Genomic DNA, 21,626 nt, shown 5'->3' on the forward strand with positions numbered 1-21,626 from the left:
TGCATTGCTAATAGTTCATTTGCCCTTGTTTCGTTTTCAGCCATGCTAGCGTTTTAACTAATCCTTCTTTCAACGGGATATGGGTATATCCGAGTTCTTGTTCTGCTTTTGCAGAAGTATAGGTCCAATCGTGCTTATAGATTTCGATAGTTCCGCGGGTATTCTGCGGAATGCGATTGCTGAACCTAGCGTACACTTCTTCGCAGCCGGCAACGAATTTTGCTAGCCAATATGGGATATGCCGTTTCGGTGCAGGAATGTTCGAGAGCGATTCAAGTAAACTGATAAACGTTTGGATGCTCGCATTTTCGCCACCAAGGATATATCTTGCTCCAAGCGGCGCTTTTTCAAGCGCTAGAATATGCCCGGTTACCACATCATCAACATAAACATAATTCCATTGCTTCGAGCCGTCACCGAGCAATCCGGGCAGCTTCCGGTTAAGATATTGCTGAATTAGGTTGACAACGATATTCCCTTGCGTCATTTCGCCTGGTCCGTAAATTACCCCAGGATACAGGATAACGACCGGATATCCTTCATTCGCATATTTCCGCGCTAGTTGGTCCGCAAGATATTTCGTTCGTTCATAATCGTTATGAAAGGCGGTGCTGATGGTCAAACGGTGTGGTGAGATATAATTCTCGTCGGCTACTACTCCATCCGTTGGACCAAGCGCAATAAATGACGAGGTATAAATAATTTTCTGTACTCCGGCTCGGGTAGCGCAAGTTAGAACATTTCCGAGCCCTTCAACATTAACCCGGTCAAACTGAACTCGATCGCGTACCCAAGTTTTAACCAACGCCGCAGTATGCAAAACGTATTGACAACCCGCTACCGCTTTGGTGAGTGAAATTTCATCGGTTATATCGCCTTCCGCCAATTCTATCCCCAATTCTTTAAGGGCACAGCTAGCTTCGCTTTTCCTTGAGCGAACAAACGCACGCACCGGTTCATTTCTTCTCCGGAGTTCCGTAGCTAAATTTTTACCGAGAAATCCTGTTGCACCAGTAACTAATATCATAAGTTACAAAATAACGAATGCGTGAACCAGTAAATCGGTGAAGGATGAGAAAATTATTTATCCCGTTCTCCGAGTTTCCGGCTTCCCGATTCAGTGTTTGGATTTACCGCCCGGACCGGAAAAAGCATACACCGTAACACCAAGCGTTCCGATAATGAACGCGAGATAAAATGGATATTCCGGTTTAATCGTCCAGAGCCAACCGCCAACCAGCGACGCTGGGAAAACAATAATCCCGCGCAGTAAATAGTATACTCCAACCGCACGAGCGCGTGCATCCGGTTGCGCTAAATCAACAATCAGTGCTTTTCGCGCAGGTTCACCAATTTCGCGAAAACCAGCGATGATAAACGCTACTGTCAACCCAATCGTTAATGGGGCGAATTCATCTGCAGTAACCACCATTAGCGGAAACAGGGAAAAAAAGATAAAGGTTAAAAGCACAAACGGTTTCCGTTCAGTAACATCCGCAAGTTTAGCGATAGGAATATAGATTAAAATTGCGGTTAGCATCTGGATGCTGGTTAACCAGCCGAAGGTGAACGTGTCCACATTAAGAATATTCATGAGATAGAGAACAATGAAAACCTTTGGGATACCTTCCGCCCAACGCGCAAGGATATCGGAAACTAACAATCGTTTCAATTGCGTATCCATTTTCCGCCAGATATCGGAGAATCGAAACGAATCGGTTACCGATACTGGTTTTTCAATATAATACCTGCGAACGATAATCATTGATATGAGAGAGAGAATAATGGTGATAACGAGACAGAGCCGAATACCGGTTACGAAACCTTTTTGCTCGCCTAACTGCGAACATGCGACCGCAATAATTGCTCCGCCGAGCGGTGGCGCGAGAACAATCGGAATCCGTTTAAGAATTGATTGCATACTGAATCCGATAACCCGTCGAGATTTCGGCAGGTTATCCCCGATAATTGCAAATATCGCAGGTAGCGTTAAACTACTCCACGACATAACGAAGAGCGTCCCAATAATAACGAACAGCCAATTCTGACTTATTAGGTAAAGGATATAACCGAATATAGCTAGCCAAATGAAAATAAGTAACGCAATTCGGCGACCTAGTTTGTCTGTTAACCATCCGCCAGGGTACTGATACAACGCATCTAGGATATCTTTTAACGTACCGTAGAACGCAATGATCCACGCCGATGCACCGAGAAGTTCCAAATATTTCGGGATAAATCGGCTCCAAAGTTCTTCACCCATCCCGATAATCAGAACCGTAACTAACATGACCAGAATGTTCCTTTTCAAACCCAACCAATCAAGGATACGAGATGCTATAAGGAGGTTTTCCTGTTTCATGTAACATTTTGATAGTTCGATAGAGATTAGGAATGCAACTTTGCGCTAAATCGGAAAAGAAAATTGAACGATACGTTGCTAACTTCGCCTATTGACCGATTCAGCTATTTATAGCAAATCAGCTTTTTTCTTCTTTAATTTTGTTCTGGCAATAGGCATAAAGCGCATCATAAACGATAAACTCTTTCTCCAGAATTTCATGGTCATCATTACAGATTAAAGCAAATCCTTGAGCGATAGCCTTTAATCCCGGTCCTTCCGGTGCGCTATCTCGGTCGGTGGAAACATCTGCAGCATGAACAATTTTCGCTAGCGCTACTAGAGCTGGATCTGAGAGGTTGTATTTTTCGATAATCACTTCAAAACTGCATTTGCCACTATGATGCCCTAGTTCGACTCCCGCTGCATCGAACGGTATTCCTTCTGTTACAGCAATTTTATCCGCTGGAACGAATATGAATTCTGCTTGCGGATCAATAAACTTTTTAATCAACCAAGGGCAAGCAACTCGGTCAACCTTAATATGTTCTCTCGTCACCCATTTCATATATCCCTCACGATGTATTGTGTAAAGTATTTATATTTGACAAATAAATTGGTTTAAGTCTCTTGGCACGTTAAATGTAAAATATGACAAGCAAATATACTTTACTAGTTTTGTTTTTATCTTTTCGATTGACTTTTGTTGTCGCGTAAAACAATTTAATATTCCTATAATGGAGTAGAATCGGAATTGAACGGTTCAATTCCGATTCTACTCCAGAGTCAAGCTAAAACTACCTATGGTTTTTTCTTTAGTGTAGCAAGTTTTTTTACGAAAGCATCGGTTAGTTTCTGTTTGGTTTCATTCGGGTCTTCAACGATAATTTTCGACCCGCCAATGATATCGAGGAAGCCAAGTTCGTTATAATATCGGGGAACAATATGCAAATGGAGATGCTCGATACTTGCTCCGCTAGCTTCCCTGACATTGAATCCGATAGTAAACCCTCGTGGATTATAGATTTCTTCGAGTACATCCATTGTTAAATTTTGGATTTTATAGAGTTCGTTAACCTCTTTTATGGTCAATTCTCGCGGGTCAACGATATGCCGATTCGGAAATAACATTACATGACCAGGATTATAGGGATAAAGATTTAAACTAACCGAAAATAATTTAGACTTATATATCGTTAGGTTTACCACATCCGGTGCGTTGTTTAATATTCCACAAAGAATGCATCCTTGTAACCGCTTTCGTTCATGAATATATTTTCGTTTGCCTGGAACAAATAAATGCTTTTTTAGCATAAGAATCCTAACCTCGTAACTATAGGAAAAGTAAATATTTAGGAAATAAAAGAATGAACTGCTTAAAACCTATTATTCCGGTTTTACACCGAGTTTTAGCAGAATTCGGTCTAGCTCATCGAGTGAATGGAATTCAATTTCGATTTTCCCTTTCTTTCCGCGAACAGACAACCGAACTTTAGTACCCAGCGCACGTTGAATCTGTTCTTCAAGGTGAGCTACTTCAGGTGCTGGAGTTGTTTTCCTTTCGAGACCCTTATGACCTGATTTAATCCGTTTAACTAAATTCTCTGTTTGTCGAACCGATAAAAATTTTTTTAGAATAATAGTACATACTTCTTCTTGCTGATGAACGGTTGGAAGAGATAACAACGCGCGGGCGTGTCCGAAAGAAATTGTTCCACGTGAAACCTTTTCCTGGATAGATTCAGGTAACTCTAATAATCTCAATATATTTGAAACAGAACTACGATCTAATCCGGTCTTTTTCGCTATATCTTCATGCCGTAAATTGAATTGCGTAATTAGTTGCTGGAATCCTTTTGCTTTTTCAATTGGATTCAAATCGTCACGTTGGAGATTTTCAATCAACGCTAATTCTAACGCCTCTTGGTCTGAAACCTGTTTAATAATTGCCGGAATCGTTGGGAGATTAAGCTTAACCGCAGCGCGATACCTTCGTTCTCCAGCAATGATTTCATAGCCAGAATCAACCTGACGAACCGTTATCGGTAAGATTATTCCCTTTTCTCGAATAGAAGCAGCTAATTCTTCAAGGGAAGTATCTGAAAAATTTTGTCGCGGTTGTAGCTTATTCGGCTTAAGACTAGCGAGTGGAATTTCCACTACTTGCTCTTGTTTCTGCTGGTCTCTCGCTAACGTTTCGAGCATTTGTTTTTTCTCTGTAGGAATTAATGCAGATAATCCCCTACCGAGCGCTTGTTTCTTCACGTTCAATCACCTCTTGAGTTAGTTTAATATAAGCTTCGGCTCCGGAAGAGCGGAAATCATAAAAAATAATCGGTTTGCCAAACCCTGGCGCTTCGCTTAATCTGATCGACCGTGGGATAACCGTTTTGAATACTCGGTCGCCAAAATGTTGCCTGACTTCATCAGCTACCTGCGAAGATAAATTAGTTCTACTATCATACATAGTTAAAATGATTCCCAGAATCGCTAGTTCCGGATTGAGTGATGATTTAACTAATTCTATGGTTTCGAGCAGTTTCGCAAACCCTTCCAGCGCATAATACTCACATTGGAGCGGGATTAATATCTTATTCCCTGCAACGAGAGCGTTAACTGTTAATAAACCTAGCGAAGGTGGAGTGTCAATTAGAATATAATCATAACTATTTTTTATCGAATTAATGGCTTGCTGAAGGAGAAATTCACGATTCTCAATCTCAACTAGTTCAACTTGTGCTCCGTTTAGCTGGTCGTTTGCGGGCAACAAATCAAGCAGCGGAACAAAAGTATGTACTAAAATTTGGTCAATAGGGGTTGAATTAATGATACCGTCATAGATGCTTTTTGCAATTAATCTTTTATCTAGTCCGAGTCCGCTCGTTGCGTTTGCTTGCGGGTCAAGGTCGATCAGCAGCGTTTTTTTACCTGCTGCAGCTAAACAAGCGGCAAGGTTGACCGCAGTTGTGGTTTTTCCGACACCACCTTTTTGATTCGCAATAGTAATAATTCTATTCATTCCTGATATTTAACATTTATATTTCACGTGTATGTTTCACGTGGAACATTTTATAAATAATAGATAACTCTGTTAAGATACCATAGGATAGATTATCTTGTCTAGAGGAAATTTAGATTTTTTAGGTGAGCTGATTATTTTGCTAAGAATTGAAATTAAAAGTTGATTTTTAGGGAAAATAAAAAAGCTCGGAAACTGACCAAGGGATTTGAGGGGAACGCGTTTAAATTTTTCATTTCGTGCCCGGCAAGGGAACGATATTGCGTTTATAGTCAGTCCGAGCTTTTCGCAGCAATTGCTTTCTTTCTAAACAACATCAATAATATCTTACTATCTTAATTGAGCATTTTTACATGGAGAACACTAGTGCCATTCTTATAGCAATGACCCTTTTTAACTCCGGCGAATCCTTTCGCTTTCTGCATAGCTTCAAGGATATTATTCGCCCGAATTAATAATTTCCGTTCGACATATCGACCGGAGCCAACATGTCCCCCTTTAACTAAACAATGGTAAATATTCAAATATATTCACCCCCTTCGATAAATCTATTTAAGCAAATTTTATACCAAATAATAATATTGGCACCGATTGTATTGCAACAATAATAAAATCAAATATTTATAAAATATCGGTTTGTCGGTTATGTTTTTGTAACCCAACACAACCGTTCAGAAAATTAACGATACCGTTCATTTTCTGAACGCTATTTCGCATTTGCATAATTCCGATACATAAACTACCCGCTCGAACGAAAACCTATTACCTTCTCTATCATTCTGTTCCAGCAACTTTTATTTCAACGAAAAAAGGAGATATCGTGAAGATGCGCATCTTGCCAAATGCAATTCCAAAAATGTAGAGATTAAACTATCATTGTGGTAATCGAAAGATGGAAAAAATTAGGATTTGATATAGAGGAGATAAGAAATATAAATTTATCCTGTAGGTGTTGGTTTAACCAAATTATATTTTCTTATTTTTTCATACAACGTAACCTTGCTAACCCGCAATTGTTCAGCGGTTCTGGTGATATTCCAATTATTGATATTCAGCGCATGCAAAATATATTTTTTTTCTATTTCTTCTAAGGGAAGGATTTTCGAAGTGGTAGTATCTGTTGGTGCCATAATCTCTGAAATTGATGCTCCGGCATCAAGCGCATAAAGGTCAGCTGGCCGGATAACGTTAGAGGTTGCCATGACTACAATCCGTTCAATCATATTTTCTAATTCACGAACGTTTCCAGGCCAATCCCGATGCTGGAGAATATGCATCGTTTCAGGAGCTATAGTTATCGCTCCTGCTTTATCATATTTACGCAAAAAATGCGCCACTAAATAAGGGATATCTTCTCGTCGTTCGCGCAACGAAGGCATATGGATTGGAATAATATTCAGACGATAAAATAAATCTTCGCGGAATCGCTTTTCCGCGATCGCTTGATATAAATCCTGATTCGTTGCCGCGATGATTCGAACATCTACTTTAATAGTCTCATTTCCACCGACTCGTTCAAACGCTTTATCTTGCAGAACCCGGAGTAACTTCAGTTGTAAAACAGGACTTATATCTCCTATTTCTTCAAGGAATATCGTTCCGTGGTTAGCGGATTCAAACCTACCGATGCGGCGGTTAGTGGCTCCGGTAAACGACCCTTTTTCGTGTCCAAATAGTTCTGATTCCAGTAATGATTCCGGCAACGCAGCGCAATTTACCACCACAAACGGTTGATTTTTCCGCGGACTATTCTGATGGATAATCTGGGCAATGAGCGTTTTCCCGGTACCGTTTTCTCCCGTAATTAAAACCGTCGAATCGATTGCCGCTGCCAGTCTCGCTTTTCGAACCACCTCGCGCATTTTGGGACTCGTCCCGATAATTCGTAATCCGCCTGCTCCTGTAGCGGTATCTACTAACGACCCGGTTGGACTTCCGCCCGGTTTAACCATATCGAACGTAAACGAAGCGCCTTCCATAAAACTGATAAACTCGCGGAAATCTTTCGAATCAAGCATAGTACGGTCGGTTGCTGATTTCCCGAGCCCGTGTTTCGCATAAATCAACCCGAGGTTATATATTGCATTTGCGTTTCCTGGCTCTCGGCGGATGATTTCATTAAACTGCTCGATCGCTTTCTGAATTTGCCCGGATCTATAATATGCAATACCGAGATTATTTCGTGTGGCTAAAGTATCTAAAACGCTGGGGGTTAATTCGATGACACGAAGATACGCGCCGATTGCTTTTTCAAACTCATTTTGTCCGAGATAACAATCGCCAAGTACCTGATACGCGGAAACTAGATATGGATTCAATCGAATTGCTTCCTGTAAGTCAGTTATCGCTGACTTAGGGTTAGCGCTTTTTGACCGCGCTACCCCAAGATAGAAATATATATCCGCAATAAACAACGATTTCTGCGGATAGAATAATCCGAGATAATATTTATTCGGTTGATATTCATTATGGAGCGAGAGCGCGGTGGTGAAACAGTCGATTGCTTCCGCTATTTCATTGCGATAAAGCTTGATTAACCCTAGATTGAAATAAAGGTCTAATCCTTTATATTTCAATTTCAATGCACGCTGATATGCTTGATATGCCTGCGAATGTTTACCCGCATGAAGATAACAATGCCCGAGGTCACATAACAGTTGCGGTTGATTTAATCCCGGATTTTCTTTCAGGAGTTTCTCATATCCTAGTAAAGCAGATTCATAATCGCCGAGCATAAATTTATATTGTACTTCCTGGTATTCAGGGGTAGATAAAAGCGAAATTCGCGACCGTTTAACCTTCTTTCCCGGCGAGCTATCGGTTGATTGGATCTCAGGCGATTTGAGTTCAGGGCGAGCAATCGCGGTTCCGCAATTCGGACAGTATCGGCTGGTTTTAGAAACACTCCTCCCGCAGTTTTGACATAGCAATGGATTTTCACCTCCTTTACAAAATATCGTATCTTCAAAACCTGCAATTCGAAACCATACTTTACGGTTACATTTTCCCGTTGCTAGGTTTTTCCGTTTGGTTCGAGTCTCGAGATTCAAGCTTCACGTTTGCTTCTCGATTGAGCCATTTAATTCGTTCTTCCGCAATATACGCAAACTTCGGATATTTTTCAATTAACGTGCGATAGATTTCTTCCGCCTGTCGGAACTGGTTTTGATGCTCTAGTTCGTATCCTTTCCGAAATTCCTTTTCGAATCGGATTAGTTCTTCTCGGTCTTGTTCGCTAAGCGATTTTAAAAGATACCCCAAACCACCGAGCGCGGATGCGGCTAAAAAACTAATAAAATATGGCGGAAAGGCTAATGATAATAATAAAAACCCAACCGCAGCTAACCCATATTCTTCCTTACGCATACCGTTGAAAAAATATACTTGTTAAAAACTCGTGTAATTGCTCTAAAATAGTATTATACAACTACCCAGACTATAGGCACAAACCCTATGGTAATAGAAATAGGTTATTTTGGTATCTCCGGAGCTTCACGGTCAGTCGGTTCTACGCTGGTTTTCTTCTGTGCTGGTTGATTTGTATCCGTTGGGAATGCTCGCGCTTTCATCAATGCATCGTATGCTTCCGGTTGAACAGCATTCATTGCCGCAGTAGTCCCGGAAACAATATGCGGAGTCAAAAATAATAACAGGTTTCGTTTTGCGTGTTTGGTATCTTTAGCACTAAAGAGGGTCGAGCCCAAGACCGGAATTTTTTCTAAAATCGGGATACCGGTTCTGGAGTTTGATTTACTCTGCGAAACCAATCCGCCGATAACGACGGTCTGATTATTCCGCGCCTGAATTTTCGTTTCGGCTTTACTTGTGGTCGTCTTGACGCCGGTATATTTAGTACCGCCAGCTTCGAGAGTCATCGTATCTGCGGAAGTATTTTCGATGGTTATATCCATATCAATGACATTATCGTCGTTAATATGCGGTTTTACCGAAAGTTTAATTCCATAATCTTGATTCACTTGAGAATAATATTGGCTATACGTTGATGTGGTAGTTGCAGGTTGGGTTACCACGGTAGTATACGGCAACGTACCGCCGATAATGATAGATGCTTTTTCATCATTTTTTATCAGAATCCGTGGCGAAGCAAGGATATCGGTATCTCCGGTTGATGCGGTCGGAAGTTTTGCCGTAGCGGATAAAGTTCCGGTGATAAAACTGGTGTTATGACTAAAGAAATTGCGTACTTGGTCTTCCCAGGAACTTCCCCCAGGCAGCGGGATAGTAAAATTTGCTGACGGCGAAAAACTGGTTGCTCCGCTTGTCGTATCGGTACTACTCGCGCCGGAAATATTAAAACTTAATCCATAATTCCAGTTTATCCCGAGCGAAACGGATTTGTTATAATCCATATCAACAATTTCCGCCTCGATATACACTAGTTTATCCGGTGCATCTAATGCAGCAACTACTTGTTTCACCTTTTCAATTCGGCTCGGGATATCATCTACAATCAACCGATTATTCCGTTTATCAACCTGAGAATATCCCTTTTTCGAGAGCAATTCTTTTATTTTCGTCTGAATCTCTTCCGCTTTCGCATAGTTGATTATGAACACTTCTAACTGGGTATTGATATCCAATTGTTTAACCAACTCGCGCATCTTAACAATAGACGGCTCTACATCGGTCGCAACTATGGTATTCAGCCGGGTATCAACTTCAATTTTCCCTTTAGGGCTTTTCACTCCTTCAAGTTTTTTAGCAATATCATCAGGGTCAGCATATTTGATTGCGAAAACTTCCGTGGTGACCGGAATATCAATATTCGCAATTAACGCATCTATTTTCGCTAACGTCTCTGGGGTATCTGTGATGAATAGCTGGTTGGTTCGGTCATCGCGGGTAATTTTCCCCGCGGAAGATAAGAGCGATTGAATTGCATTCTGCACATCCGCTGCTGTGGTATATTGAATCTGATACGTTTTCTGAATTACCAACTCTTTCTGTTTCTCTTGATATTCAGGAATGGTCATGATCGTAATCGTGTTCTCTTCTCGGTAATATTTCCAGCTATTCGGTCCAGTAATCGCATCCAGTGCTTGTTCCAACGTAGCGTTGGTTAACGCTAAACTGATCTTATTTCCTTTAACTCCTTTCGAAACGACGATATTCACCCCGAACCGTTTCGACATGGTACCGACAACATTATCAATGACCGTATCAGTTAAGGTAACCGTCCACCGAATTTCACCGGTCGATTCCACAGTTGAACGAACCGGAGCGGAAGCCGGCGGTGGAACCGGCGTAGGCGTAACTTGTGGCGGAACCTCTCCACCTATCGGTGGGGGTGGCATAGGCGGCGGTACCTGCTCTTGGGTAAAACCAGGCGATAACAAGCAGGAGATACACAATTGTAAACAAAATATAATCATCCATATTCCAGGGGCAGTAACTAGTTTTTTCATAAGATTATATCCTTCCTTTTGATAAACGATACGTCCAAAATCCAACTTTTCACAGTATCGATTTTAAAAAATCAATTGGATTTAATTTGGTTCTTGATAATATGAATATTGATATTGACATTAAAATCCTCCCATTTTAATTATTCTTCTTTGGGTACCATATTTTAGTTCGATACCGTCATCTCGAACTTTTTCGAGTCGGATATGGTCAAACGTTGTCCCTTCAGACAATGGCATTGATCTGCCATATCGTTCAATAAACACGTATGCCTCTCCGGTGTCTGGAGAAACCCCTTCTAATTTCCAGCCACGGGTCACTGTTTCGATATCCTGCAAAACCAACCATTTCGATTCGTTTTTATAGATCAATTCAACCCGGTTCGTTTCCGGTTCAATTCTCCCGATAGTAACCCCACCAATCTCATCCCCGGGCGATACCGTATGCGGAGCACGACGCGTATCGGTTATAATCGCTTCGTTAGCGCTAATGATTTCTTCCACAACCCAGTTGATGGTTAATTCATGGACTCCTCGTTCTTTTGGTTTCGGTGGCGGTGGTGGCGGAATTAATGGGGTAAATAAATCGCGGGTGCCAATGTTCCGGTAGAACCGTTTGGTTACGACCGCATTACCATCAAATGAAGTTTCGACTCGAATTTCGTTAGTTCCACTCAGTTCGCTGCCTGCGGATGGAACCTGAATTCGGTCAGAAGTGGGTTTAGCCGGAACTGTTTTACGGGCGATACGAGCCCCCCCTTGATTCCGCTGGTAGAAAAAATAATAACCGAGCAAACCGAGTATGATGATGATTAAAATAGTGTTCGTGATAAGTTTTTTTCGATTCATGGGTTACGTAAACATGACAAAGTTAACCGGTTATATTTGTGGTGTCATATCGTTGATCGGTTGTGTTCTTGATCTTCCCTTAACTTTTGATGCAACCGTAACGTCTATTGACACTATTGTAACTATTCTTTCTCCACCGGTTTCGCAACGATTTTCGCTAAGGTTAAATCAACTGATAACCTCGGATTATTCACTCCACTTTTCCGGTTAATCACCAGCCGATGCACATAAATCGCTCGATGCTGCATTTCACCTAAGAACTCGCCAAGTTGCGCTAAATCCGACTCGAAACTTATCGGCAAAAGATATTCTTCATATCCTGGTAAATCTTTCAATTTAACCTTCGTGATTTGGCGAATACTGAACACAATCCCAAGCTGTTCTCCAACATTGTTTGCGTCAAGCATCAACATATCTTCCGGCAATTTCGTTTCGGTTATTCCTTTCATTTCAATCTGCGATTGATATCGGGCAAACTCCTGTTCGATTTGCGTTTTCCGATTAACTAACGCGAGAACTTTTTTTAGTTCTGCTTCTTGCCGTTGCAATTTCCGGGTTAGCGCAAACCATTTCCCTGCAAGCGGCAATATTACCCAGTATAACAGAAGTGCGATGACTAACATTGCCGCAGTAGTATATAACAGATACCGTTCCCGTTGTGTTGTAACTAATTTATCTAACCATTTCATATCGACTCACTTCAAAATTATGCATTATCAATTTTCAAGGTAAAATGAAGCTTGCATATTGACCATTGACTTATATTTTTCTAGCACCGAGTTCTTGTTGTGTTTTCTTAAGTTTACATTCTATCGTAAAGAATTGAACCGGTTTACCTTCCATGAGTCCAGCGCGAGTATCGCGGAGTTTAACGAGTTCAAATAATCCGGATTTATCTAGTGTTTCACGGAACATGATTATATCCGGTAGAGTTAACGCTGCTCCGTCTATTGTCAATTGGCTGTTCCGTTTATAATCAAATCGGATTATCGCCAGTTGGCTCGGAATAAAATCTAACTGACTGAGTGTAACTAACACATCTATTGCTGGGTCATCCGGTGAAATCATTGCTTTAATTCGTTCGATTTGGGATTGCATCTCGGTTAATTTCGACGCGAGCGGTGTCAATTCTCGCAATTTGAGATTAATATCAATAAGGCGTTGTTCCCGAACAATATATTCGCGATATCCGGTTCCGAGCGCGGTTAATACTATTACTCCCGCAAGCGCGCTGCTCGCGATATATTTCCGTCGCTGAACATTTCGATATCGTTGCCGTAATAATTCACGAGGGAGTAAATTTAGACCAGCGCCGAGTTCGGTATCAAACCCACGAAGCGCTAAACCAATTGCTCCGTTCAGGCGTGGTTGCCATAGGTTCAGTTCTTTGGTAACCTGACTGCGATGAATCGAAATATAGTTGAGTGGATTCGCTGGGATAATTTCTAGATTCAGCTCTTTCATAAGATGCGCGGCTAGCCCGTTCATCTGGGATAAACCGCCACTTACAATCATTGAATCGAGTTGCGCTACGCCTGATTCTGACCGGAAATACTCCAGCGACTGTTTAATTTCGTTATCGAGCGATTCTAGCCAACCGCTTATAGCTGATTCGAGCGCCGGACGATGATATGTGTCTAATCCGAAATCTGACCGCGTTAAATCGATGCGCGGAACCATCGCTTCCGCAGAGAGTTCATCAATCTGCAGTTGGTCACGGAGCCGATGCACTAATTGATTCCCCGCAACCGGTACACTTCGTGAATACACGAGAATCCGGTTCCGAACCAGGGTTAAATCGGTTATACTAGCGCCAATATCGAGCAAAACCTGAACCGCACCTTCTTCGAGTTGGTCGCTTTGTTTCGCGGCGGTATAGAACGCTACGGAACTGACGGTAACGATTTCCGGTTCAATCCCTATGTTCTTAAACAGCGCAAGATGATTATCAACAATCTGTTTTCTCACTGCAACAAGTAATACCTGGGAACCGCCAAGCGGAGAAGAACCCATAATCTGGAAGTCGAGGATATCATCTTCAGATAAAAACGGTATCTGTTTCGCAGCTTCAAACCGAATCATCTGGGCGATTTCAGCGGGTGAATCCGTTGGTAGCGTTATTGACCGTATGGTAGTAAGATGTTTCGGGATCGCGGTGATTACATGGGTCGGTCGAATTTTTTGCGCATTAAAAAGCTGTTCGATCGTTTCTGCAATCTGTTCGGGATTCGCTGTACGGGGTTGTTCCGCCGAATATACGGTTCGTGGTTCAGACAGTGGACTGGGAATTTCACTGATAGCAAAATTAACCAACTGGATAGTACCGCGACCCGGTATCCTTTTCAGTTCAGGCTCCCCCGGCGTTGGTTCAACCTGAGAAAATCGCGCTCGTTGCTGGTTACGAACCACAGTACCCCGTCCTCGTTTCAATTGTACCAGTTTAATCGTTTTGCTGCCGATATCTAACCCAGTAAATATTTTTGCCATAAATTCTTAATTTCAACATTGTATTTCGACACTGTGTAGGCGGTTAATCTATCTCTATAACCATAATATTATAACAATAATTATACCAGAGTTTAACGAATTACAATAATTAGCTTATATCGTCTATGATGCGGTTGATTGTATCCAATATATACGACAAACCGCAAAGATTTGTTGACTTACCCAGCTACTTGTACGCATTATGGTTATGGTATCCGTCGGCAATAGGTTATAGAAGTTATTGTTCAATCCATTGTTTAATCCGCAGGGACACGCCTTCTTTCGTTGTTTTCGTTTTGTCTTCGTTATACTCCTTTTCCTGTTCCGTAAGTTGACGAACTACCCAATCTCGCGAGACCAAAACCGTAATGGTTTTCTTCGCACGATGTATCTCCCCGGTAGCAGTGATTCGAAATAAATTAGTTGCTACCTGTCCCCGCGACAACAGAACCGAAATATACCCGGGGTTGAGCCCAGGTAAGGTTCCGAGTTCAGCGAGTGAATGAAACGGTTTATCGTCATCAGTTCCAGGAATTTCATCTAGTCCTTCTCGGCGGTCGATAACCTGTTGGGCTAATTCCGTAGCAGCTTCCATATCAGGAACGCTACCACGAAACCAGCTCACCAACACCGGTTTCGGTGCAGTATTGATATTAATCAATCCGGAACCATGGACGGTAAATAATTCATATAGACTGCGTTCTTGTCCGTTTTCAATATCTATCGGTACTTTTTTGTATAACAATTCTGGGGTAAACCCCGGCAGATTCAGCAGTTCATCTACCGTTTCAAATAAACCATTTTTCATCAGATACTTCGGGGAAATCATATCCGTGGATTCCGGATTATAATAAGCAAGTTCGTCAATGGTAGTATCTTTCCAATATTGGGTATCCGAGTCACGATAATCCTGCCAAGCGTCCGCAATAAAATTCAGCCGTTCTTCTTCATCTTCTAATTCTGGATGAACCACCGTTAATGCTGCTATAAACATCTCCCGGCTAATATAGTTGATATTCAGTTTGCTATATTCATCAACAACGGTAACCGAGTATTTTCCATCACCGAGTTTGACATTCTGATAATATTCTTCTGAAAATTCGTTATTTGCCCAGGATTCCCCTAACGAATCGATACTTTGCGGGCGTGCTTTTCGGTCAAGGATTAAGTCGTTTTTCAATTCCACGAACGCTCGATGGAGTCCTGCTTGTGCTACATAAGATGCCGTATATCGGTCAAGCTGATATCGAGCGACCCGGGATTCAAGATGGATTTCGAAAGCAAACCCAAGCGCAATAGTCGAGAGAATCAGTAGGATCCATAAGGTTATGATTAAAACCACTCCGGATTGAGGTTGCATATAACGTTGTTTTCGTTGAGTTATCCGTTCTCAGGTTAAATACTGAAAACAGAATAACGATAATTACCAACTCGCGGTTGCAGTTGGAATCAAAATTATTGTCTGGTATTCATGCACAATTGGTCTTCTTGTGTCGGGTTCAGAAATAGCAAAGGTAATCTCTACCGCTTCCGGCAGTAGATCTGGATATATCCGCAGCGGAACGGTACGTCGGGTGATTATTTCCGAGTCATCCTTCGGTTCACGCGGATGCCGATACACATCCCGCCGGGAATCCCAAGTATCTACCCAGAACCATTTATTTTCTTTCACGTATCCATATCGAACCCGAAACTTCTCTACATTATCCGCTATTTCTTCACCCACTGCGGTTTCAGCAAGTGCTGTTATCCCGGCTCGTTCCCGGTATAGTTTATTTTCCTCCAAATAATATCGGACAGCCATAATCTGTTCCCGAAGTAATGATTGACGAACTACCGGAATAGTACGAATGGTGTAAAACGATATCTCCGTAGTATTTCCTGAAAAAGGATATGGATTTCGGCTATACATTGTTTCTTCTATAATAATGGTATCTTCACCATAGGTCGGCTCTTCTGTTTGTGGTTGCGGGGGCGGTGGCGGAACATCATAGTATGTCTCTTCAATTGCACAGACCGACCGTAAATCTAGTCGAATAGTCTCGGTTATCGCTCGGACCGAAACATAGACCGATTTCATTGCGATCCCGCTACGATATACCGCTAACCCCGTTCGGAACGTGGTATATACCGCTACGATAACCATTGTGAAAATCAGAACCCCGAGGATTATTTCGAGCAGGGTGAATCCGATTTCAGATTTTTTTTGGTATTTGGCATCGGCCATTTGCGATTTATTCTAAAAATGACTGTGGGTTGGTTATATAGGTAACCAGCTCGATTGGAACAATTGATTTCCCTTGTTCTTCATATTTTATTCGGAGTGTGATCCGATAATATTTTTCCGGCTCCAGTGATATTTCAGAGTCAAGCTCAGGAAATTCAGAATCACATTCTTCAACTTCATATTCCCAGGAATACTCTGGGTATTGGTCACCAAACTCGCCACTATCTCGGGTACGCCAAGAATCAATTGGCATTGTTTGTAGTTCGAACATTTTCTGTTCCGCAAGTCGAATCGCTTCAGCATATCGTTTCGAGGTAGCAATGATTTTAGTCGATGACGAAAACGCTCCCAGCACAGCCACGAGACCAATTGATAGAATCAATATCGAAACCAGAACCTCCAACAAGATAAATCCGCGATCCGTAATAAAATCTAACCGCAGAGAAAATATGTTCTTGCGGTTATTACCACAACATAATCTCCACGACCACTGCGGATTCCGCAGTAAAGACCCTGTTTGGGTTTCGGTATTCATTCTTCGAGCTCGGTGCATAAATTTTTTCTTCAATTTAAGTTTCGTTTTGAACTTTGGATTTTTGCTTGTCGAGTTTATTTGGCATTTGCAATTGAGCAGCTGATATTTCCGTAAAGTATGGTGGTTCGCTTCCGAATAACCGCGCGATCTGCTCTGGGTAGGTAACCAGATAATAAGCGATACGTTCCGCGAATTTTCGGGTATTCAACTCCAGATCTGCAGATTCGTTTCCGGTATTCTGCAGCGCGAGTGGCGGTTCAATGATAATTTTATGGATATACTTTTTCGCAGTTCGGAGAACGAACGTTGGCAGTAATGGTGCACCGGTTCGCATCGCCATAGCTATCGGTCCGGTTGATAACGAGAGAACGCGTCCTGCAACGTCAACCAGGACACGATTATCCCCTGCAAGTCCATCAATCGCAATGGCAACAATTTCGTTTTTTTTCAAACAACGGAACGCCGGTAATAGCGTTTGGTGGATGTAAATATATTTCGCTGGAAGTGTTTGTTCTAGCTGATGGATTAAATTCAGGATTCGGTTCAGCGTCGGGCTCATCGGCGGTAACCCGAGCGGCGGTACCGTGTCGGATTGTATCTGATTTAAGGTTGGTAATGCGCGACCAACTTGATTAATCCGGAAATTCCGATACCCAAGCGCTGGCATTAACAATTGCGGATTCCCGAAATGGGGGTGCGCGAGGATAACCCCCTGGTTCTTTTGTAATGCGGATTGCAGTTCTTGCAATCCTTCCACTTCAGTATAATATTCGACTGGAACTCGAGCAAGTTTCGGATACAGCATGATATCGATATAGTTTAAAACCAAACTGACCATCGCCTCGCGAACGATACGGTTGATGGTTTTCTGGTCGAGTTGCGTTGTAACCGTTAACGACAACAGTTCGGTTTTCGTTTTTTTCCGTCTTCGTCCTGCGCTTCCATAATAGACATAACCAAGCCAAGTCCCAACCGTATATGCTACCGGCAATGGTAATACCGTTAACATGTTCCGTAGCGGAAACCAGAACATCCAACGGAAGATATCTTTTAGAAATAGAACCATAAAATTTTTCACCGCAGAGAACCTCACGCATACAGGAACTCGGTTACGTTCACAATCCTATATCTTCAAACCTTCTTTTGCTTTTCTCGGTGGTGGTTGCACGGTCTGCGGTTAAATCTTATTTCGGATTTGGGTTATTGGGTTTTAGGATACTTTTAAGCCCTTCAATTTCACGCGCCGAAAACCCTTTTATCAGAATAATCAGAACGAAATAGACCACGAAACTTATTCCGCTTAGTATGAAAAGACTAATCAGTTCTTGATGCTGCTGCGCATAATAGAGAAATGGTATCATACCGATTCCAGCGATAATCGGTTTAGGTAAAGTTTTAAGCAGCGGGGATATACCGGTATGTTTCTGGATAAAAAAGAGCACTGCAAAAAACAGAACTATATATGCACCTACGGTAGCCCAGCTTGCACCGATAGCACCGTAAGTCGGTATCAAAATGAAATTCAGGAGCAGATTGGTTACTAGACAAAGTGAGTTGCAGAGCAGAATTAATTTCTGCTGTTTTATACTAACCAGAAAATTATTCATGAGGAGTTCCAAGAAGGTTACCGGAAACGAAATGATGAGAATCTGTAAACAGGAGACCGCCGGTAAAAATTTCTCTCCGAAAATCAGTAGGATTATTGGTCGGGCGAGGAAAAGGAATGAAACGATTATCGGCACACACAGAATAATCGAGAACTTAAATGCACGAACGAATACCCGCGATAATTCTTCCTGTTTTTCGAACAGGTTATTTTCCGGACTACGGACGTTTTTTGCCGCACGCGAAAATATCGGAAACAACGCGGTGCTTAACGCAAACGGGATAAACTGGAATTGGAATAAAAGCCGTAACGGGGCATAAAATAATGCAACTTGTTCTTCCGAGCTTAACGCTTGCAGTAATAATACGCCGGATTTCATATACGCTTGGGTAATTAAAAATGCGAGTGCAAGCGGAAACGATTGTTTTATCAGATAACCGGTGGTAGGTGCTGGTGGTACCTCTGTCGCTATATCCGCCTGCGGAACGGTTCTCCGATATATGATTCCAAGAAACACTGCTTTAGCAAAAGCGGCAAGTGCGACCGCTAAGAATATATGCCAGAGCACTCCGTTCAGAACGATGACTCCAACGGTAATCGCTAGGGTGGTTAACCGATAGATAAACGTGGCAATCGCATCGTAGTACATGAGTTCATAGGCAATTAGAATATCTAGAAAACTTACTGAAATGATACTGACCGACTCCGCCAGTATCATCATTAGAAAAGCGAGAACAAGACCGAGCGAATCCTGTCGAATAAATACCGAGATGCTTAAAATAATGCTTGCCAGAATAACACTCAATCCGCTGCGCAGGTACAAACTTAATGTAAGATATCGTTTCGCACGGGAACGAGTCTGTGCGACATCGCGAATCGTAATTTGCGAAATACCGATATATCCGAGGGAAAAAAGAAAGGTGACTAACGTAGCAATAAAACCATATTGACCAAACGTTCCGATTCCAAACTGGGCGGTGAGATATCGTGCAATAAGAAAAATCAATATAAATACACTTACGACATCAACGATACGCGCAATGAAAATAAAAAATGAATTTCGGGCGACGGTTGCAAACATAGCGATATGCTAATTCCAGCGATAAGCCCAGGTGGTACTACGTTATACCGGTTAGGAAACGCGATTTACAATAATCCCTGTAATTGCTATTGATTGCGATGAAGTTAAATCAGCAAGCCATTGTTTAGTTTCCGTGACCGTACTCATTCCGGAACCGATAACCAATACGACGGTGTCGGTATATGGTGCGATAACTCGAGCAACGGTCGACTCGGTTAGTGCCGCGGTATCAAATAATACCATCTGATATGTTTGGGATAGTGTTTCGAGATATTGCTTAAGGTTCTCCGGTTGAGTTAAAACCGATTGCGGGAATCTACTGAGTATATCTAGTCCTTCAACAGCCGTTGCCACGGGACCCATTTCCTGACTCGTGGCAATTTGAAATAATTGCGCTAATTGTGGAGATTTAATATTCCCGTCAACCAAGATCGTTTTCTTTCCAGAACGAGCAAATGCGATACCGAGCGCAGCGGTAACGAACGATTTCCCTTCCTGTTTATTGATACTCATAATCGCAATCCGTTTACTCGAATTTTTTATTCCTAGGAGCATCGCTAGATCAGCAAATTTTTCTTGGATCGCCGGTGGCAGAGCTGTAATTGAACTGATACCCTGTGAAATCTGCGGGATTACGCTTAATATCGGCAAATCGGTTATTGTCCGAATTTGTTCTTCCCGATAAATCCGGTCATCGAGATATTCGATGAAATAGACGAGGAATAATCCGAACGCTACTCCGAAAAACGCACCGATTATCATCACCCATTTTCGTTTCGGAAAGTAGATATATGATTTCAATACCGTCTTCGATTTGGGTACTTCTGCTGCGGAAAGAAGAACGGCATTCGTTACTTCCATTTGTTCAGCAAGTTTTGCGGTCTGTAATTGGGATAATAAGGTATTGTATCGGTTTCGTAACGAAACGGTTATCCGGTCTAATCGAGATAACTCGAGCGCTTTCCGGTCTAACGCATCTAATTTCGCGGTCACTTCGTTAATCTGGTTTTGCAACACTTCGAGATTCGCTTTCGTCACTACCAACTCGATTTCATTATTCCCATAACTTTGGATTAACGAATCATAATACGGGTTTCGACCTAATCCGGAATTTGCGAATGTTTTTTCAACTTGTTCTTTAATTTGCGATTTCGTCTGGGCAATTTGTTCTCGTTTTGATTTCACGTCTGGATGCTCTTCGGTATATTGTGTTAACAACTGCGCTAAATCGCGTTCTAATCCATATAAGGTGGATTTTAACGATTGGAGTATCGGGTTCGCTTCCGTATTAACCGTCGCCTGTTGTAATTCCGGCTGTTGCGCGAGTTCTGCTTTAATCGCTTGTCGCCGTTTCTCGTCAGCGGTAAGGGTTCGTTTCGCCGCTAATACTGCGCCGTTTAAATTGTCTAATTGATTCGCGAGATTCGTTCGCTGGGTTTCGATATTTGCCAGATGTTCAGTTTCGATATATGTCTGCTGGATTTCTTCCGCGCGGGTTAATTCTGCTTTAACCAGCGGCAGCTGCTGCGTGATATATGCGATTGCTTTTTTCGCTTCCTGCCGGTTAGTTAACGATTTCAAGGCTAGATACCGTTGAACCAATCCATTCGCAATATTAACCGCTTGTTCCGGCTCGGTTGAAATCCCGCTAATTTCAATAATATCGGTATCTTCCGGATTTGAAATCTTCACACCGATTTTCTGAAACACAATCGTTAAAAAACCGGGGTTGGTAAATTTTTGTGGTGAATATGGTTCCCCGCTTTTATCTTTCAAATCGAGTTCTTTAATTACCTGGGCGATTAACCCATCGCTCTGGAGCGTTTCTACCTCATTTAACGCCGGAGATGTCGCATTGATTCGACCGAAATTCGCTGGCATATCGCCAACGAATTGCGGTTGTAAATCCTGTGCGGTAATTTGCAGTTTTGCGGAAATAGAATATATCCGTTTCGGGATAAAGCAAATCAATAACGAGACCGCGAGAAACACGACGACCGCCTGAATGAATATCCATTTCCGTCGAACGAATATTTCCCAATATTTACGTATTTCCAT

The 21,626-nt window shown here is 42.1% G+C and carries 19 protein-coding genes; all 19 read right to left on the minus strand.

The genetic code is table 11. The features are described from left to right. Positions 1-7: 7 nt before the first annotated feature. The 19 genes from N3A72_08895 to N3A72_08985 all read right to left on the minus strand — a co-directional run bounded on the left by N3A72_08895 (position 8) and on the right by N3A72_08985 (position 21,626). Positions 8-1,027 carry an SDR family oxidoreductase gene (locus N3A72_08895; GenBank protein ID MCX7919700.1) on the minus strand — a complete coding sequence of 340 codons (1,020 nt, stop codon included), beginning with the start codon at positions 1,025-1,027 and terminating at the stop codon, positions 8-10. A 90-nt stretch (positions 1,028-1,117) separates the two neighbouring features. Then, the gene (locus tag N3A72_08900) at positions 1,118-2,290 is read right to left on the minus strand and encodes an MFS transporter (GenBank protein MCX7919701.1); all 1,173 of its coding nucleotides are present in this window, start codon (positions 2,288-2,290) and stop codon (positions 1,118-1,120) included. A 190-nt stretch (positions 2,291-2,480) separates the two neighbouring features. Then, complete coding sequence (locus tag N3A72_08905; GenBank protein MCX7919702.1) at positions 2,481-2,909, minus strand: chromate resistance protein; 429 nt, start codon at positions 2,907-2,909, stop codon at positions 2,481-2,483. A 233-nt stretch (positions 2,910-3,142) separates the two neighbouring features. Further along, entirely contained in the window at positions 3,143-3,655 is a 513-nt protein-coding gene (locus N3A72_08910) for an HIT domain-containing protein (protein ID MCX7919703.1), read from the minus strand. A 72-nt stretch (positions 3,656-3,727) separates the two neighbouring features. After that, positions 3,728-4,606, minus strand: coding sequence for a ParB/RepB/Spo0J family partition protein (locus N3A72_08915; GenBank protein MCX7919704.1), 879 nt, complete (start codon positions 4,604-4,606; stop codon positions 3,728-3,730). Next, the gene (locus tag N3A72_08920) at positions 4,584-5,360 is read right to left on the minus strand and encodes an AAA family ATPase (protein ID MCX7919705.1); all 777 of its coding nucleotides are present in this window, start codon (positions 5,358-5,360) and stop codon (positions 4,584-4,586) included. Before N3A72_08920 ends, N3A72_08915 begins: the two co-directional genes overlap by 23 nt. Before the next feature lie 335 nt (positions 5,361-5,695). Continuing rightward, positions 5,696-5,884, minus strand: a complete 189-nt coding sequence (locus N3A72_08925; GenBank protein MCX7919706.1) for a hypothetical protein — start codon at positions 5,882-5,884, stop codon at positions 5,696-5,698. Positions 5,885-6,298: 414 nt separating this feature from the next. Next, a complete protein-coding gene (locus tag N3A72_08930) occupies positions 6,299-8,290 on the minus strand; it encodes a sigma 54-interacting transcriptional regulator (protein MCX7919707.1) in 1,992 nt (663 codons plus the stop codon). Positions 8,291-8,357: 67 nt separating this feature from the next. After that, positions 8,358-8,726, minus strand: a complete 369-nt coding sequence (locus tag N3A72_08935) for a hypothetical protein (protein ID MCX7919708.1) — start codon at positions 8,724-8,726, stop codon at positions 8,358-8,360. 104 nt (positions 8,727-8,830) lie between these two features. After that, a complete protein-coding gene (locus N3A72_08940; GenBank protein ID MCX7919709.1) occupies positions 8,831-10,786 on the minus strand; it encodes a hypothetical protein in 1,956 nt (651 codons plus the stop codon). Between the two features lie 120 nt (positions 10,787-10,906). Then, complete coding sequence (locus tag N3A72_08945; protein MCX7919710.1) at positions 10,907-11,632, minus strand: hypothetical protein; 726 nt, start codon at positions 11,630-11,632, stop codon at positions 10,907-10,909. 122 nt (positions 11,633-11,754) lie between these two features. Then, the gene (locus tag N3A72_08950) at positions 11,755-12,321 is read right to left on the minus strand and encodes a hypothetical protein (GenBank protein MCX7919711.1); all 567 of its coding nucleotides are present in this window, start codon (positions 12,319-12,321) and stop codon (positions 11,755-11,757) included. Between the two features lie 70 nt (positions 12,322-12,391). Further along, positions 12,392-14,119: a type IV pilus assembly protein PilM gene (pilM, locus tag N3A72_08955; GenBank protein ID MCX7919712.1), complete on the minus strand. Its 1,728-nt coding sequence runs from the start codon at positions 14,117-14,119 to the stop codon at positions 12,392-12,394. Positions 14,120-14,357: 238 nt separating this feature from the next. Continuing rightward, complete coding sequence (locus N3A72_08960; GenBank protein ID MCX7919713.1) at positions 14,358-15,479, minus strand: general secretion pathway protein GspK; 1,122 nt, start codon at positions 15,477-15,479, stop codon at positions 14,358-14,360. A gap of 63 nt (positions 15,480-15,542) precedes the next feature. Next, positions 15,543-16,346 carry a type II secretion system protein GspJ gene (locus N3A72_08965; GenBank protein MCX7919714.1) on the minus strand — a complete coding sequence of 268 codons (804 nt, stop codon included), beginning with the start codon at positions 16,344-16,346 and terminating at the stop codon, positions 15,543-15,545. A gap of 7 nt (positions 16,347-16,353) precedes the next feature. Then, entirely contained in the window at positions 16,354-16,881 is a 528-nt protein-coding gene (locus tag N3A72_08970; protein ID MCX7919715.1) for a type II secretion system GspH family protein, read from the minus strand. Between the two features lie 34 nt (positions 16,882-16,915). Further along, positions 16,916-17,947 carry a lysophospholipid acyltransferase family protein gene (locus N3A72_08975; GenBank protein MCX7919716.1) on the minus strand — a complete coding sequence of 344 codons (1,032 nt, stop codon included), beginning with the start codon at positions 17,945-17,947 and terminating at the stop codon, positions 16,916-16,918. Between the two features lie 118 nt (positions 17,948-18,065). Continuing rightward, positions 18,066-19,568 (minus strand): flippase, encoded by a 1,503-nt coding sequence (locus N3A72_08980; protein ID MCX7919717.1) that lies wholly within the window; start codon positions 19,566-19,568, stop codon positions 18,066-18,068. Between the two features lie 51 nt (positions 19,569-19,619). Further along, entirely contained in the window at positions 19,620-21,626 is a 2,007-nt protein-coding gene (locus tag N3A72_08985) for a polysaccharide biosynthesis tyrosine autokinase (GenBank protein ID MCX7919718.1), read from the minus strand.

The sequence above is a fragment of the bacterium genome, from assembly GCA_026416715.1.
Classification (GTDB): domain Bacteria; phylum UBP4; class UBA4092; order JAOAEQ01; family JAOAEQ01; genus JAOAEQ01.